At 61.1% G+C, this 15602-nt stretch carries 18 protein-coding genes; 8 read left to right on the top strand and 10 right to left on the bottom strand.

The genetic code is table 11. The features are described 5' to 3' along the window. Positions 1-151 precede the first annotated feature (151 nt). Positions 152-688 (bottom strand): translation initiation factor IF-3, encoded by a 537-nt coding sequence (gene infC, locus ACSQ2W_RS06885; RefSeq protein WP_436087698.1) that lies wholly within the window; start codon positions 686-688, stop codon positions 152-154. Positions 689-905: 217 nt separating this feature from the next. On the opposite strand from infC, the gene ACSQ2W_RS06880 reads away from it, so the two are divergent. Together ACSQ2W_RS06880 and ACSQ2W_RS06875 are read left to right on the top strand one after the other, a co-directional pair. After that, complete coding sequence (locus tag ACSQ2W_RS06880; RefSeq protein ID WP_436085584.1) at positions 906-1709, top strand: alpha/beta hydrolase; 804 nt, start codon at positions 906-908, stop codon at positions 1707-1709. Positions 1710-1938: 229 nt separating this feature from the next. Beyond that, positions 1939-2559 (top strand): transglutaminase-like cysteine peptidase, encoded by a 621-nt coding sequence (locus tag ACSQ2W_RS06875; protein WP_436085583.1) that lies wholly within the window; start codon positions 1939-1941, stop codon positions 2557-2559. A 68-nt stretch (positions 2560-2627) separates the two neighbouring features. On the opposite strand, the gene mbfA is transcribed toward ACSQ2W_RS06875, so the two are convergent. Next, positions 2628-3611 carry an iron exporter MbfA gene (mbfA, locus tag ACSQ2W_RS06870; RefSeq protein WP_436085582.1) on the bottom strand — a complete coding sequence of 328 codons (984 nt, stop codon included), beginning with the start codon at positions 3609-3611 and terminating at the stop codon, positions 2628-2630. Between the two features lie 150 nt (positions 3612-3761). Here mbfA and ACSQ2W_RS06865 point away from each other — a divergent pair, with 150 nt between their 5' ends. Then, positions 3762-4589 carry a lipo-like protein gene (locus ACSQ2W_RS06865; RefSeq protein WP_436085581.1) on the top strand — a complete coding sequence of 276 codons (828 nt, stop codon included), beginning with the start codon at positions 3762-3764 and terminating at the stop codon, positions 4587-4589. Here the strand turns inward: ACSQ2W_RS06865 and ACSQ2W_RS06860 are convergent. Both ACSQ2W_RS06860 and ACSQ2W_RS06855 read right to left on the bottom strand, forming a co-directional pair. Beyond that, the gene (locus ACSQ2W_RS06860) at positions 4573-5814 is read right to left on the bottom strand and encodes a class I SAM-dependent methyltransferase (protein WP_436085580.1); all 1242 of its coding nucleotides are present in this window, start codon (positions 5812-5814) and stop codon (positions 4573-4575) included. The two genes, ACSQ2W_RS06865 and ACSQ2W_RS06860, sit on opposite strands and share 17 nt — an antisense overlap. A gap of 83 nt (positions 5815-5897) precedes the next feature. Beyond that, a complete protein-coding gene (locus ACSQ2W_RS06855; RefSeq protein ID WP_436087697.1) occupies positions 5898-6761 on the bottom strand; it encodes an EamA family transporter in 864 nt (287 codons plus the stop codon). A 228-nt stretch (positions 6762-6989) separates the two neighbouring features. Between ACSQ2W_RS06855 and ACSQ2W_RS06850 the strand changes: the two genes are divergently transcribed. Both ACSQ2W_RS06850 and ACSQ2W_RS06845 read left to right on the top strand, forming a co-directional pair. Continuing rightward, a complete protein-coding gene (locus ACSQ2W_RS06850; RefSeq protein WP_436085579.1) occupies positions 6990-7241 on the top strand; it encodes a GlsB/YeaQ/YmgE family stress response membrane protein in 252 nt (83 codons plus the stop codon). A 25-nt stretch (positions 7242-7266) separates the two neighbouring features. Then, positions 7267-7596, top strand: coding sequence for a hypothetical protein (locus ACSQ2W_RS06845; protein WP_436085578.1), 330 nt, complete (start codon positions 7267-7269; stop codon positions 7594-7596). Positions 7597-7665: 69 nt separating this feature from the next. On the opposite strand, the gene efp is transcribed toward ACSQ2W_RS06845, so the two are convergent. Next, complete coding sequence (gene efp / locus ACSQ2W_RS06840; protein WP_436085577.1) at positions 7666-8235, bottom strand: elongation factor P; 570 nt, start codon at positions 8233-8235, stop codon at positions 7666-7668. Positions 8236-8432: 197 nt separating this feature from the next. On the opposite strand from efp, the gene epmA reads away from it, so the two are divergent. Next, the gene (gene epmA / locus ACSQ2W_RS06835) at positions 8433-9506 is read left to right on the top strand and encodes an EF-P lysine aminoacylase EpmA (protein WP_436085576.1); all 1074 of its coding nucleotides are present in this window, start codon (positions 8433-8435) and stop codon (positions 9504-9506) included. Between the two features lie 23 nt (positions 9507-9529). Further along, positions 9530-10567, top strand: coding sequence for a lysine-2,3-aminomutase-like protein (locus ACSQ2W_RS06830; RefSeq protein WP_436087696.1), 1038 nt, complete (start codon positions 9530-9532; stop codon positions 10565-10567). On the opposite strand, the gene ACSQ2W_RS06825 is transcribed toward ACSQ2W_RS06830, so the two are convergent. From ACSQ2W_RS06825 to ACSQ2W_RS06805, 5 genes are all read right to left on the bottom strand, one after another. After that, positions 10564-10845 carry a hypothetical protein gene (locus ACSQ2W_RS06825; RefSeq protein WP_436085575.1) on the bottom strand — a complete coding sequence of 94 codons (282 nt, stop codon included), beginning with the start codon at positions 10843-10845 and terminating at the stop codon, positions 10564-10566. The two genes, ACSQ2W_RS06830 and ACSQ2W_RS06825, sit on opposite strands and share 4 nt — an antisense overlap. Positions 10846-11010: 165 nt before the next feature. Then, on the bottom strand, positions 11011-11676 hold the full coding sequence (locus tag ACSQ2W_RS06820; RefSeq protein ID WP_436085574.1) for an OmpA family protein: 666 nt from the start codon (positions 11674-11676) through the stop codon (positions 11011-11013). Between the two features lie 152 nt (positions 11677-11828). Then, positions 11829-12206 (bottom strand): hypothetical protein, encoded by a 378-nt coding sequence (locus ACSQ2W_RS06815; RefSeq protein WP_436085573.1) that lies wholly within the window; start codon positions 12204-12206, stop codon positions 11829-11831. Positions 12207-12357: 151 nt separating this feature from the next. Next, on the bottom strand, positions 12358-12888 hold the full coding sequence (locus ACSQ2W_RS06810; protein WP_436085572.1) for an N-acetyltransferase family protein: 531 nt from the start codon (positions 12886-12888) through the stop codon (positions 12358-12360). 5 nt (positions 12889-12893) lie between these two features. Beyond that, positions 12894-13427, bottom strand: coding sequence for a helix-turn-helix domain-containing protein (locus tag ACSQ2W_RS06805; protein WP_436087695.1), 534 nt, complete (start codon positions 13425-13427; stop codon positions 12894-12896). 166 nt (positions 13428-13593) lie between these two features. Here ACSQ2W_RS06805 and lepA point away from each other — a divergent pair, with 166 nt between their 5' ends. Beyond that, complete coding sequence (gene lepA, locus ACSQ2W_RS06800; RefSeq protein WP_436087694.1) at positions 13594-15426, top strand: translation elongation factor 4; 1833 nt, start codon at positions 13594-13596, stop codon at positions 15424-15426. The last annotated feature ends 176 nt before the right edge of the window (positions 15427-15602 follow it).

Raw genomic sequence — 15602 nt, 5'->3', positions numbered from 1 at the left:
GACCGTTCGGACGGGGGCTTGTAACCGAAGCGCCCGCAAAGTGCAATGGCATTGAGGCAAACGCCCCGATAATTCCACATTGCCGGCGTCAGATATGAAAAAGCCGCCTCTCCGGCGGCTTTCATCAGGATCGAACCTGAAAACGCGGCGCTTACTTCGGCGCCAGCACCATCATCATCTGACGGCCCTCAAGCTTCGGCTCGGCTTCGACCTTGGCGATCGCGCCGGTGTCTTCCTTGACCTGAAGCAGAAGCTTCATACCCAGTTCCTGATGCGCCATTTCGCGGCCGCGGAACTTCAGGGTTACCTTGACCTTGTCGCCTTCCTCGAAGAAGCGGTTCATCGCCCGCATCTTCACGTCGTAATCGTGCGTGTCGATGTTCGGGCGCATCTTGATCTCCTTGATCTCGATGATCTTCTGCTTCTTGCGCGCCTCGGCCGCCTTTTTCTGCGTTGAGTATTTCAGCTTGCCCAGATCAAGGATCTTGCACACAGGTGGTTCAGCGTTCGGCGAAATTTCCACGAGGTCAAGCCCGGCTTCTTCTGCCATGCGCAATGCCTGATCTGTGGGGATGCTGCCGTGGTTGAGACCTTCGGCGTCGATGAGCTGAACCCGGGGAACCCGGATTTCCTTGTTAGAGCGGGGCCCGTCTTTTGTCGGGGCGTCCGTTTTGAACGGTCTGCGAATGGTCGTACTCTCCTCGAGCTGTTACGAATGGAATGCCTGACGGTAGCGCGATTTCCCGGCAAAATGCCGTTCAACTGCCGCTGGCCGTCATGTGGAAATTGCTGCGGGAAAGTCAATACCACAGCTTTTTGCGGAAATCACCACCTGTCTGGCACTCGGAGAATCTGTTTTAGAAAGAAAAACAGCGAGAAACGCCCAAAAAAAGGAAAAAGACTTGATGTCATTGCCAAACCCAGACGCAGAGCCCGATTATCTCGATGTCGGCAGCGGCGTGGATACGCGCCGGATCGCCATGCGGATTCTGCCCGCGGCAAGCGGCAAATCCCTGCCGGCACTCGTCTGGCTCGGCGGATACCGGTCCGACATGGCCGGCACCAAGGCGGTCGAACTCGAACGCCACGCTGAAGAGACCGGTGCGGCCTGCATACGCTTCGACTATTCCGGCCACGGCCTCTCCGGCGGCGCTTTTACCGACGGAACGATTTCCCGATGGCTGGAAGAAAGCCTCGCGGTCATCGGCCACGTCAATCCCGAGCGCATGGTTGTCATCGGCTCGTCAATGGGCGGCTGGGTCGCGCTGCGGCTTATCGCTGAACTGCGCGCGCGGGGCCAGGGTGGCCGGATCACTGGCCTGGTACTGATTGCCCCGGCGCCGGATTTCACCAGCGAGCTCATCGAACCGAACCTGACGGATGCCGAGCGTGCATCCCTTGCCGAGCGCGGCTATTTCGAGGAGCCGACGCCTTACGGACCGGACCCGAACATCTATACCGCAAGGCTGATCGAGGACGGGCGCGACAACCGCGTGCTCCAGGGCATCATCGAGACCGGTTGCCCGGTGCATATCCTGCAGGGCATGCGGGATCCGGATGTGCCGTATGGCCATGCATTGAAGCTCATGGAACACCTGCCGTCGGACGATGTCGTCATGACATTGATCCGCGACGGCGATCACCGCTTGTCGCGCCCGGAGGACATCGAGCGCATGCTGGCCGCCGTCGACGGTATGGTAACAACCTGAAAACGCGCCGTAATTCAGCTGCAATGCGGATTTGCCGCGCATTTTAACCATATCCAGAAATCCCCAATTCTGCAGATTGACTTCGTTTCGAGCGCACTGTTAACTCTTTGTTAACGATTAGAGCAGCTCGCGGACGGGGATCGATCGCGAAAGCTGACGTCAGATTTTCAGCTTTCGCGGGGATTCTTCAGGATTGTTTCGGGAGAAAACCGCGCCACAGGGGACGTGTATGGCGCAGTTGACGGGGGTTAAGAAAATGGTCGTGGCAATCGCGGCTGTTTTCGCATCGGCAGGCGCGGCTATTCCGGCGCCATCGGCAACAGCCCTCTCGATGCAGACGGGCGTCATCACCTCCCAGCCGATCGGCCATTACGAGTTCTGCCAGTCCCACCACTCCGAATGCGAGATCAACTCCAAGTCATCGACCGCGCCGCGCGTCACCGACTTCGGCTGGTCGGTCATTCGCGAGGTCAATCTCACAGTGAACCGCGAAATCACGCCGATGACCGATATGGACCTGTTCGGCAAGGATGAGGTCTGGACCTATCCCGGCGGCTCCGGCGACTGCGAGGATTTCGTGCTTTTGAAGCGCAAGCGCCTGATGGAGAAAGGCTTCTCGCCATCCGACCTGTTGATCACCGTCGTCCGCAAGCCGGACGGCGAGGGCCATGCGGTTCTGACCGTGCGCACCGCACAGGGTGATTTCATCCTCGACAATCTCGAAAACGCGGTGAAGCTCTGGACGAAGACGCCTTACCGCTTTTTGAAGCGCCAGGCCTCCATCAACACCGGCCGCTGGGTGACGATCGAGAACGGCGCGGAAGTTTTGGTGGGCTCGGTCGGCAATTGACGACCTGAAATTCCAGTTCAAAAGAAGGAAGGCGTGCCAGCGCCCCTTCCTTCTTTTGTGGCTTGGCGCTACGCATTGCCGATCAGCACGCCCGCCGCCAGCACGAGACTGCCGCCGATCACCACCTGGAAAGCGGCGCGCAGGAATGGGGTTTCCATATACTTGTTCTGGATAAAGGCGATTGCCCAGAGTTCGAAGAAGACGATGATCCCGGCCATGATCGTCGCTGTCCAGAAATGCGGAATGAGATAGGGCAGGGCGTGTCCAAGCCCACCGAGCGCCGTCATGATGCCGCAGGAAAGGCCGCGCTTGAGCGGCGAGCCGCGTCCCGAAAGCTTGCCGTCATCATGCGCCGCCTCGGTGAAGCCCATCGATATGCCGGCGCCGACGGAGGCCGAAAGGCCGACCAGGAAGGTCTGCCAGGTGTCCTGCGTGGCAAAGGCGGCGGCAAAGATCGGCGCCAGCGTCGAGACCGAACCGTCCATCAACCCGGCAAGACCCGGCTGGACGTAGGTGAGCAGGAACTGGCGATACGCCGTGTCGTCCTCCTTCCTGCGGACGCCTTCCGGCACATGTTTGTCGGTCAACATGCGTGCCACGTCTTCATGGCCCTGTTCGGCCAGCGCCAGTTCGCCCAGCAATTGCCGGGTCGACGCATCGGACGTGCGTTTGGCCGCCTCCACGTAGAAATTATAGGCCTGCGTCTCCATCGCCTCCGCCTCGCGGCGGATGGCATCGAGCGACAGGTTCTGCCGCAGCCAGTCCGGCCGGCGTGCCAGAAAGCCGTTGACATGCTCGCGCCGGATCAGCGGAATCCGTTCGCCGAAGCGGCGGCGATGCATGTCGATCAGCATGTTCTTGTGCGTGTTTTCCACCTCGGCCATGTCCTCGAAGACCTTGGCAGAATCCGGATACCTTCCCTTCAATGCCTGCGCATAGGCCTGGTAGATGCGTCCGTCGTCCTCTTCCGACGAAATGGCGAGCGCCAGAACCTCCTGTTCGGACAGGGAGGACAGGGGGCGTTTGAAACGGGAGAACAGACGGACAAACATGATGCAATCAACCTAGATTAGAATAATTCTAAAAATAAGGAGGCGTCATGAAAAGGTCAAGCGAAACGAGCGGCTGAGACTCGACAGCAAGCCGGATACATTCCACGATATTCGGACGATGAACCGTTTCCCCGAAAGCTGTGTCCCCGCATGAACCCGCTTCTGTCCAGCAAGGATACGATCCTCGACCGCATCGGCATGGCGCTGGCTGATAGGCTGACGACGAAGACGTCGGGCTATGAGCCCTATACGCCGTCCGATCCAGCGACGCTCGCCCGCACGCTCCGGCTTGGCGACATTCTGCTGATCGAGGGCAATCAGAAAGTGTCGGCGGCGATCAAATATCTGACCCAGTCGACCTGGTCGCACGCCGCCTTCTTCGCCGGCGACGAGATCCCGCTGACGCTCGACGAGGCGACGCTTCCGGTCATCGATCGGCCGCAACTGATCGAGGTCAATCTCGGCGAAGGCTGTGTGGCGGTGCCGCTTCGAAAATACTCCACCTACAACACCCGCATCTGCCGGCCCATCGGGTTGACGCCGGAAGACCGGGACGCTGTCCTGTCCTTCATGATCTCGCGGCTCGGCCTGAAATACGACATGAAGAACATCCTGGACATGCTGCGTTATTTCATGCCGACACCGCCGGTGCCGGTGCGCTGGCGCCGCCGCATGCTGGCGTTCGGATCAGGCGATCCGACGCGCGCCATCTGCTCGACGCTGATTGCGCAGGCCTTCGAGCAGATCCGCTATCCAATCCTGCCCGAGATCACCCGCGCGCCCGGCCGGGCCGCCGCGACGTCGCATTATTCGCGCGCCGAAATCCTGCATATCCGCCATCATTCGCTCTATACGCCGCGCGATTTCGATCTTTCGCCCTATTTCGCTATCGTCAAGCCGACGCTCGAATACGGCTTCGATTACAAGCGGCTGCAATGGGAGGGCAAAGACGGTGTGCCTCTCATAGAGAAATATTGAGCGTCTGTTCGCGGACGATATAGGCCTTCTGCCGGTCGGTGATGTAGTCGCGCACGATCGGCGCGGCATCACGTGAGCGCGACAGTTGCATATGAAAGACCAGCTGGCTGCCGGTGCGGAACATCATCTCGGCGCTGATCAGATAGAATTCCCACATGCGGGCGAACCGCTCGTCATACATCTCGATGACCTTGTCGCGGTTCTCCTCGAACCGCTCGCCCCAATGCTTGAGCGTCGTCGCATAGTGGATGCGCAGGAATTCCAGATCTGTCACCCACAGGCTGTTGCGTTCCACGACCTCGAATACCTCGGAGAGGGCCGGAGAATAGGCACCGGGGAAGATGTATTTGCGCAGCCAGGCACTTGCCATGCCGGGCGGGCTCATATGACCGATCGAATGCAGCACCGCGAGGCCATCATCCGGCATCAGTGCATTCAGCTTCTTGAAGAACTCGTCATAGTGATGAACGCCGACATGTTCGAACATGCCGACGGAAACGATGCGGTCAAACGGCTCGTCGACGTCGCGGTAGTCGCGCAGTTCGAAGCGCACCCGGCCGTCAAGCCCGGCATCCTTCGCCCGTTGCGTCGCCAGCGCCTGCTGTTCCTTCGACAGCGTCACACCAAGCACCTCGACGTCCTCCAGCTGGGCGAGATAGAGCGCAAGGTCCCCCCAGCCGCAGCCGATGTCGAGGACCTTCATGCCGGGGCGAAGGCAGAGCTTAGCGGCAAGCAGCCGAAGCTTGTTGCGCTGCGCCTGCTCCAGCGTTTCCTGCGGTTCGCGGAAATAGGCGCAGGAGTAGAGCATGTGCTCGTCGAGGAAGAGTTTGTAGAAATCATTGCCGAGATCGTAGTGATGGGCGACGTTGCGCTGCGCCTCGCCCTTGACGTTGGATTGCTGGCGCTTGCGAAAGCGCATCTTGATGGCGCGCAGCGCCTTCTGGATCGGGTAGGAGCCGAGCGCCAGCCGGTTGATCGAAAACAGCGTCAGGAAATCACGCAAGCTCGAGCCGTCTTCGAAGCGCAGCGTCCCATCCATATAGGCCTCGCCGGCGGCAAGTTCGGCGTTGAAGACAAGGGTGCGGTAAAGTTTCGGATCTGTCAGCCGCATGGTTACTTCGGGACCGGGCTCGCCGGAAAAGACATGCGGTTTGCCGTTTGCGTCGATGACAGTCAGCTGGCCCTTGCGGATGAAGGTTTTCATCATATGCGACAGTGGAAACATGCACACCTCGGTGGATAAAGCAGCTCGCGACGCGTCACTCTATCACCGGGTTTTCAAAATGCGCGGCCCAAATTCGTAAATATTCAACGGCCGGTGGCTGTCGCCCCGGCGCTTGCCGCGACGACGAGTACGGTGCCGGCGATCTGCAGCGCCGTCATCGGCTGGCTGAGCACGGCGAAGCCAGCAATCGCGCCAATGGCGGGCTCGAGGCTCATCAGGATGCCGAAGGACGAGGTGCTCATGCGCCTGAGCGCGATCATTTCCAAGGCGTAGGGGATGAGCGGCACGAGCAGCGCAAGCCCGGCAATGGTGACGACGCCCTCGGCCGTCATGCGCGAGACTTCCAGAAGCCCGAACGGCGTCGCGACCAATGCGGCCACGATCAGCGACATGGACAGACCCTGCAGGCCTTCGAACGCGCTACCAGCCTTCTTCATCAGGACGATGTAGAGCCCCCAGCCGGCTGCAGCGCCAAAGGCAAAGAGAATGCCTGTGGGATCGCCGACCCAGCCATGCCCGTCATGGGCAAGGAAAAGCACGCCGGCGCCGGCGATCAGCGGCCAGACAAGCCGCCAGCCGAAGCCGAAGGCAAAAGTCGCAACAGCCAGCGGCCCGAGAAAATCGATGGCCACGGCCAAGCCGAGCGGAACACGCTCGATCGCCGCGAAGAAACACAGCGTCATGCCGGCCATGGAGGCGCCGAGCAGCCCGGCGGTCTGCCACTGCAGCCGCGAATAGCGCAGGATCGGCGGCGGCACGACGATGGCCAGCAGGGCCGCGGCCCAGATCAACCGCAGCCACGTGGTGCCGAAAGGGCCGTAGGCGGCGATCGCCGATGCCGAAAACGCCGAGCCGAACTGCACGCTTGACATTGACAGAAGGCACAGCACGCCGCCGGTCAGGGCGGCCGCCGTCCCCGTTGTCAGCGGTGCCGCCACCGGGATCAACGTTTCGTCTCCATAGGCCGGTGTCGCTGTCCGCTGATCCAAGTTCTTGTCCTCCAGGCCGATGCCGATTGCTTGCACTGGCTCTACTAAAGGCGCGCGTGCGGGACAAATTCATATTTGTGGAGCTTAGCTTCACGTCATTTGATGCTGGCCCTGCTGGCTGGAACATAATCGCTTCCGGATCGTTATCGTCGCAGGCAAATGCAATCTTCAAGCGAGGGAACCCACATGGACGTCAACGGTGTAGGATGGATCGCGGCCATCATCATCGGCGGTTTCGCCGGGTGGTTGGCGGAACAGTTCATGAAGTCCGAAATGGGCATGTTCATGAACATCATTCTCGGCATTATCGGCGCCATTGTCCTCAACGCCATTCTAGCGATTGCGGGAATAGGTTTCGCCGGCTGGCTCGCCTATCTGGTCATCGGCTTCATAGGCGCATGCCTGCTGATCGCGGTCGGGCGCGCCGTGCGGAGGTAGCAATCGGTCATGGAGGAGAAAAACGATGCTGACATTCGCAGCCGAAGGTAGCGGCCAGGGCAAGCTGGAAATCAACGGCCATTGCGAGCCGGTTTCCTACGAGTTGATCGTGGCGCGTGAAGACGATGACACCAGCCAGGTGCACATTCGCTTGAATGCGCCGCGCGACTGGTTGCTGAAGCAGGGTTTCAAGGGCGATGCGGTTCTGGTGCGCAGCAACGGATCACGCATCGCGGTGTGGCGCAAAGGTGTCCTTGATGTTCATTCCAGCGTTTGCGTCACGCTCGAAGGCTATGACGACACGCTGAGCGACCTCGGCGAAGTCTCCGAAGCCTATCCGGAATTGAAACACTGAAAGTTGGCGGCGGAAACGGAAACGGGCGCGGTACGAGGCCGCGCCCGTTTCTATAATTGTCGTGAAGGCTCAGTCCTTGGCGCGCTCGACGTAGGAAGCGTCTTCCGTCAGGATGACGACGCGGGTGCCGACGCCGATATGCGGCGGAACCATGGTGCGAACGCCGTTTGACAGGATCGCCGGCTTGTAGGACGAGGACGCCGTCTGGCCCTTGACGACCGGTTCGGTCTCGACGATTTCCAGCGTCATGCGGGTCGGCAGTTCGATCGCCAAGGCAATGCCTTCGAACATCTTCAGCTGGACGGCCATGCCTTCCTGGAGATAGGCCTTGTCGTCGCCGATGACGTCGGGCGTGACGGTAACCTGGTCGTAGGTTTCCGGGTTCATGAAATGGAAGCCTTCGCCGTCTTCATAAAGAAAAGTGTGCTCGCGGTCCTCGACGAAGGCGCGCTCCACTTGCTCGGTCGTGCGCCAGCGCTCGGAAACCTTCACGCCATCGGAGATGCGACGCATGTCTACCTGGGTGACGGGCGTGCCCTTGCCGGGATGAAAGTTCGCGGCGGTCAGAACGGCGTAGAGCTTGCCGTCCACTTCGAGAACATTGCCCTTGCGGACTGAAGAGGCGATTACCTTGACCATAAGTCTTCCTTGTAACTGAGCTTGATGCGTCGTAGAGGAGCGCACGAATATGCGCGTCAAAGACGCCAGAATGCGTTTTCGGGCCGCACCTAACCTATATTTGCGCAAATTGCCAGTGTGACCGCCGGGTCTGCCCGAAGAAACCGCAAAATTGCGCGACGTATCGACTGCTCGAGAAATCTGGATCCAGGACCCTCATGCCCGCTGCCTCTCCCTGGTGGACCCCCGATGTCCATGCCGATCGCCGAGGTTTCCTCATCGGCCGCAACCGGATTCAGGCCGCGCTTCGCACCTTCTTTGCCGCGCGGGATTTCATCGAAGTCGATACCGCCACGCTGCAGGTGTCGCCGGGAAACGAGGCACACCTGCACGCCTTTGCAACGCAGGCTATCAATCATGACGGCAGCCGGGTGCCGCTCTATCTTCACACCTCGCCGGAATTCGCCTGCAAGAAACTTTTGGCTGCGGGGGAGGAACGCATCGCCTGTTTCGCCCATGTCTATCGCAATCGCGAGCGCGGGCCGCTGCACCATCCGGAATTCACGATGCTCGAATGGTACCGGGCCGGCGAAACCTACGACGCGCTGATGCGTGATTGTGCCGATATCCTTAGCCTTGCCGCCGAAACCGCCCAGGCGAAGCAGTTCACGTATCGAGGCGCGAAGGCCGATCCATATCTCGAGCCGGAGCGGATCACCGTTGCCGAAGCCTTCGAGCGCTTCGCCGGCATCGATCTCACCGCCTCGATTGATCGCAACGGCGAAACCGACCGGGATCGCCTGGCTGGAAGTGTTCGCAACGCCGGTCTGCGCGTCGCGCATGACGATACCTGGGCGGACCTTTTCAGCCGAGTGATCGTCGAGAAGGTCGAGCCCAATCTCGGTTTCGGCCGCGCGACGATCCTCTACGAATATCCCGTCGCCGAAGCTGCCTTGGCGCGGCCAACGCCGCATGACGCGCGCGTCGCCGAGCGTTTCGAGCTCTATGCTTGCGGCGTCGAGCTCGCCAATGCTTTCGGCGAGTTGACGGACGCCTCCGAGCAGCGTCGCCGCTTCGGAATGGAAATGGCCGAGAAGAGCCGTGTCTACGGCGAAACCTATCCGCTGGACGAGGATTTCCTCAAGGCGCTTGACATCATGCCGGAAGCAAGCGGCAGTGCGCTCGGTTTCGACCGGCTGGTGATGCTTGCGACAGGCGCCTCGCGCATCGATCAGGTCATCTGGGCGCCGGTCGCCGAAACCAGCGATCGTCAGCGAGGAAACCGGCCGTGATTGCAATCGGCGCGCTGAAAACCATCGAGGATCTGGAAGAGGCAGGGCTCATCGCCAACACCCGGCGTGCGCAGCTGTCGGATGTCGCCGATCGCTATGCCATTGCCGTCACGCCCGCCATGGCGGCGCTGATCGATCCGGGCGATCCGAACGATCCGATCGCCCGCCAGTTCATTCCAGATGCTGCCGAGCTGGTCCGCTTGCCGGAGGAGCGCGAGGATCCGATCGGTGACGGCGCGCACAGCCCCGTCGAGGGCATCGTCCATCGCTATCCGGACCGCGTGCTCTTGAAGGCCGTGCATGTCTGCCCGGTCTATTGCCGCTTCTGCTTCCGCCGCGAAATGGTCGGGCCGCAGGGGCTTGGCACGCTTGCATCGCAGGCAATGGACAGAGCCTTCGCCTATATCGCCGGCCATCCGGAAATCTGGGAGGTGATCCTGACCGGCGGCGATCCGCTGGTGCTGTCGCCGCGCCGGCTGGCTTCGATCATGGAACGGCTGGCAGCGATCGATCATGTGAAGATCGTACGTTTCCACACCCGCGTGCCGGTCGTCGAGCCGCAGCGGGTGGATGAGGCTTTGATTGTCGCCCTGAAAGCGAGCGGCAAGACCACGTACCTGGCGCTGCATGCCAACCATCCGCGCGAGTTGACGCTTGAAGCGCGTGCCGCCTGCGCCCGCCTCGTCGATTCCGGCATCGTCATGGTGAGCCAGTCGGTGCTCTTGAAGGGCGTCAACGACGATCCCGATACGCTCGCCGCGCTGATGCGGGTCTTCGTCGAAAACCGGATCAAGCCCTATTACCTGCACCATCCCGATCTCGCACCGGGCACCGGCCATTTCCGCCTGACGATCGAGGAGGGGCAGGCGCTGGTCGCATCCCTGCGAGGCCGCGTCTCCGGCCTCTGCCAGCCCGCCTATATCCTCGATATCCCTGGCGGCTACGGCAAGACGGTAATTTCGGCCTCGACGATCGAGGACAATGGCGGTGGCTGTTACACGGTCTCGGATTTCCATGGCGAGACGCATGCCTATCCGCCGGTAGTACCAGCACAGGCTTAGAGGCGGATCTTCCCGAACAGTGCGCTGAGTTCCGATTGCCTGCCGGTGCCGGTTTTCTGGAAGATCGAGCGGATATGGCTTCTGACCGTTTCGTAGCCGGCCGCGCCAAAGGCGCCGCGGCCGGTCGGTTCCATGATGTTGGCGCCTATGGCGCCCGTCGCATTGCTGATGGCCTCCACCGCCTGCAGCCACTGCGACAGTCCGAAAACCGCGGCCTGGACGCGATCGAGAGCCTGGGCGAGTGGTCCGGCGTTAACGCGCATCTGTAGTCTGCTCACGTTCGCGATAACCGAGTTTAAGTTTGGACTGCTCCGCGCGTCAATGGTGGGGAATGGGCTTCGCAATCGTGAACCGATTTTGGTGCGGTGCATCGTCTGACCGACCTGCAAACAAAAAAGCCGGCCACCTCGCGGCGACCGGCTTTTTGCAATCCATGAGCCGGATCAGCTTTCCTTGATCGGCGCAATCGCGATTTCGACGCGGCGGTTTTGCGCCCGCCCGGCTTCGCTCGCATTCGAAGCGACCGGCCGGTCCGGGCCATAGCCCACAGCCGACATGCGGCGCTGGTCGACGCCGCGCGAGCCGAGATAGTTGGCGACCGAAATGGCGCGGCGCTCGGAAAGGCCCTGGTTGTGGCTGGCGCCGCCGGTCGAATCCGTATGGCCATCGACGTCGATCAGCGTCTTGTTGAACTTGCGCAAGACGATAGCGACCGAGTCCAGCGTCGAATAGAAGCCGGGATTTACCTGGTCCTGGTCCGTCGCAAAGGTGATGTTCGATGGCATGTTGAGGATGATGCGGTCGCCGGCGCGGGTAACCGAAACGCCGGTGCCCTGCAACTGCGCGCGCAGTTCGGATTCCTGGCTGTCCATGTAGTTGCCGATCAGGCCGCCGCCGAGCGCACCGATGCCGGCGCCGACCAGGGCCGCGTCGCGGCGGCCGGCAGCACTCCCGCCGACCAGAAGGCCGGTTGCGGCGCCGAGGCCCGCGCCGATCAGCGCGCCGCCGGCGGTGTTCGACATCTTCTGCTGGCCCGTATACGGGTCGGTGGTAGTGCAACCGGAAAGATAGACGGCGGCGATCGCCAGTACGGCAAATTTCTTGATCATGGAATCAGGGGTCCCCAATGGTGCTGTCCTGCTTCATACTACTGATTGCGGCAGGAAGATGAAGAGCAGGGGACCATTTAAGCACGAAGCGGCAAATTGCCTGTGCAAGGCGCGGGAAGTCTATGGATGGACTGCTCCCGCGCCGCTGGCCGCTATTCGGTCAGGTTGATCTCTTCGGTGTTGCCGCCCTGGCAGGTGTAGCAGCAATCCTCGCAGGTCTCGGCATCGTCCGGGCCGGTGCCCCAATAGGTCGCCTTGTCACCGGAAACCCAGGCGCCGTAGCAGATCTTTTCGCCCTCGTCGCAGGACAGCGGAATCTGCTTGGTTTCGCCGTCGTCCAGCAGATAGACCTGATTGTTGCCCGGCCACAGATGGTCGCGATCCTGGCTGTAGAGCTCGACTTCGACGGCGTTCGGATGGCTGTTCATCATCTGGAAAGTCACATCGGCAGCGGAGGCGGCGGAAACGCCGCCCCAAAGCACGAATATGGAAAGCGCGGCCAGACCCGCGCGTTGGCGAATGGTTTTCATGGATCCCCTCTCAATTGTCGGCCTTGCGGCCGAAATTTAGCTAGCACGAAGAGAAGGGGCGCGGAATGGGCGTAGGCGGCACCCGGGATCGTTTTTTCAGGGTCATTTTTGGTGACAAGGATAGGTGGAAGCGTCGCTGGCTATCCTCCCGTCAAGCCGTGGCCAAAGACTTGTAGAAAAACGTCGATCCGCAATAGCTGCCATCGGGCATCAACGCATATTGCGGAATGACGCCGACCCGCTGCCAGCCGAATTTTTCATAGATCGATTCGGCCGGGCTACCGGTTGCCGTGTCGAGCACGAGCACATGCCGTCCGTGTTTTGCCGCCTCGCTTTCAGCGGCGTCCATCAGCAATCGCGAAAGCCCAAGGCCGCGCGCCCGGCGATGAACGAGCAACTTTTTCAGGTCGGCGCGATGCGGCTGGTTCGGCATCATGCCGATGCCCAATTGCACGGTGCCGAGGATCTCTGCGTCCTTCTCCGCCACGATCAGGACCGTTTGTCCGTCGCTCACCGCGCGGGCGACGCCCTCCCAATAGGGCATGGCATCCGCGGGTGTGTGCGGCGACATGAAGCCGACGGACGCGCCGCCCTCGACGCAATCCGAGAGGACCTCGGCCAGCGCGGGCAGGTGAGCCGCGGTTTCAGAAGGGGTAAGGGTGCGGATCGTGACCTTTGACATCGGGACTAGACTTTGCTGCGGTTGAGAATGACGGCGTAGCGGGCCGGCGCGTCATGCGGATTGTGAAAGATGTGGGCTTCGGCAAGCCGCATGAACAGACAGTCGCCCGCCTCGAGCAGGTGGGTTTCCTCCCCCGCGGTCATGGTGAGCCTTCCCTCGAAGAGCCAAAGATGCTGGGTGAACCCGGCTTCGAATTGGTGTTGCTCGAACACCACCCGGGCGCCCGGTGGAAACTCGACCTCGACGATATCGACCGGTGAACCCATACCATCCGGCGAAACCGAGCGGCGCAGATATCCCGTGTCCGGATCACGCCAGACACGCTGGTCGGCGCGGCGCAGAAGCGGCTTTCCTTCCGGCTGTTCGCCGGCAAAGAAGCGCGACAGCGTGGTGCCCAGCGCACTGCAGAGCCGGGCAAGCAGCTGCGCGGTGGGGCTCGCCTCGCCTCGCTCGATCCGTGAGATCATCGCCCGGCTGACACCCGAGCGGCCGGCGAGCTCGTCGAGCGTCATGGATTGTTGAAGGCGCAGCGCCTTCATGCGCTCGCCGATGTCGATTTCGAAAGTCTCGGGATGTGATTCCATTATAGGAGAATTAAATGTTCTTATGATGGAGTCAAGGGGTGAAAGACCGGCCGAAAGGACCGGCAATTATAGTGAACAAAGCCTGCATTTCCCGCTTTGCGGCGATTGAGTGCGCTGCTATATGCGGCCCATGAGCACAACACCTTCAAAAACGCCCCTGTCGCACATCCGCAATTTCTCGATCGTGGCCCATATCGACCACGGCAAATCGACCCTGGCCGACCGCCTGATCCAGACGACGGGCGGCCTCGCCGACCGCGAGATGTCGGAACAGGTTCTCGACAGCATGGACATCGAGAAAGAGCGCGGCATCACCATCAAGGCCCAGACCGTGCGCCTCCATTACAAGGCGAACAACGGCGAGACCTATGTGCTCAACCTGATCGACACGCCCGGCCACGTCGACTTTGCCTATGAAGTGTCGCGCTCGCTGTCGGCCTGCGAAGGTTCGCTGCTGGTGGTGGATGCGTCTCAAGGCGTCGAAGCCCAGACGCTTGCCAACGTCTATCAGGCGATCGACAACAACCACGAGATCGTCACCGTCCTCAACAAGATCGACCTGCCGGCCGCCGAGCCGGAGCGCATCAAGGAGCAGATCGAGGAAGTCATCGGCATCGATGCGTCGGAAGCCGTGCTGATCTCGGCCAAGACCGGCCTCGGCATCCCGGATGTCTTGGAGGCGATCGTCCACAAGCTGCCGGCTCCCAAGGGCGGCGCCGACGATGCGCCGCTGAAGGCGCTCTTGGTCGATAGCTGGTACGACACCTATCTCGGCGTCATCGTTCTTGTCCGCATCATCGACGGCACGCTGAAAAAAGGCCAGACCATCCGCATGATGGGTACCGATGCCAGGTATCAGGTCGAGCGTGTCGGCGTCATCACGCCGAAGATGGTCAATGTCGATGCGCTCGGTCCGGGCGAAATCGGCTTCATCACCGCCTCGATCAAGGAAGTGGCCGACACCCGCGTCGGCGATACGATCACTGAGGACAAGCGCCCGACGGCAGAAGCGCTGCCGGGCTTCAAGCCGGCCCAACCGGTCGTCTTCTGCGGCCTCTTCCCGGTCGATGCCGCCGATTTCGAGGACCTGCGCGCCGCCATGGGCAAGCTGCGCCTCAACGATGCCTCCTTCTCCTTCGAAATGGAAAGCTCGGCGGCGCTCGGCTTCGGCTTCCGCTGCGGCTTCCTCGGCCTCCTGCATCTGGAAATCATCCAGGAGCGGCTCGAACGCGAATTCGATCTCGACCTGATCGCGACGGCGCCTTCTGTCGTCTACAAGCTTTACATGAACGACGGCACTGAGCGCGAGCTGCACAATCCGGCCGATATGCCCGATGTCGTCAAGATCAAGGAAATCCACGAGCCCTGGATCCGCGCGACGATCCTGACGCCGGACGATTATCTCGGCGGCATCCTCAAGCTCTGCCAGGACCGGCGCGGCATCCAGGTGGAACTCACCTATGTCGGTACCCGCGCGATGCTGACCTACGATCTGCCACTCAATGAAGTCGTCTTTGATTTCTACGACCGGCTGAAGTCGATCTCCAAGGGCTACGCCTCGTTCGACTACCAGATCACCAACCACCAGGAAGGCCATCTGGTGAAGATGTCGATCCTCGTCAACGGCGAGCCGGTCGATGCGCTGTCGATGATGGTGCACCGCATGGCTGCTGAAAAGCGCGGCCGCGACATGTGCGAGAAGCTCAAGGAGCTGATCCCGAAGCACATGTTCAAGATCCCGATCCAGGCCGCCATCGGCGGCAACGTGATTGCCCGCGAAACCATCTCGGCGCTGCGCAAGGACGTCACCGCCAAATGCTACGGCGGCGACGCCACCCGCAAGCGCAAGCTGCTCGACAAGCAGAAGGCCGGCAAGAAGCGCATGCGCCAGTTCGGCAAGGTGGAAATCCCGCAGGAAGCGTTCATCGCGGCGCTGAAGATGGGCGACGAATAGGCTGAAGCATTGCTGTTGAAAAAGAGGCCTTCGGGCCTCTTTTTTGTTTGAGGAAAGAAGCACACGATACCCTCGCAAGGCTGATGCGGGAACTGGATCGTCAACCATCAAGGCAACTTGAACTGCAGGCCCCCCTCCATTAAACCTTTCCTTGCATGCCGAAGCATCGGCCTGCA

This window comes from Pararhizobium sp. LjRoot255, from assembly GCF_964252905.1.
Lineage (GTDB): Bacteria > Pseudomonadota > Alphaproteobacteria > Rhizobiales > Rhizobiaceae > Pararhizobium.
The sequence above is the reverse complement of the archived record's forward strand: the minus strand, read 5'-3'. Positions and strand labels throughout refer to the sequence as shown.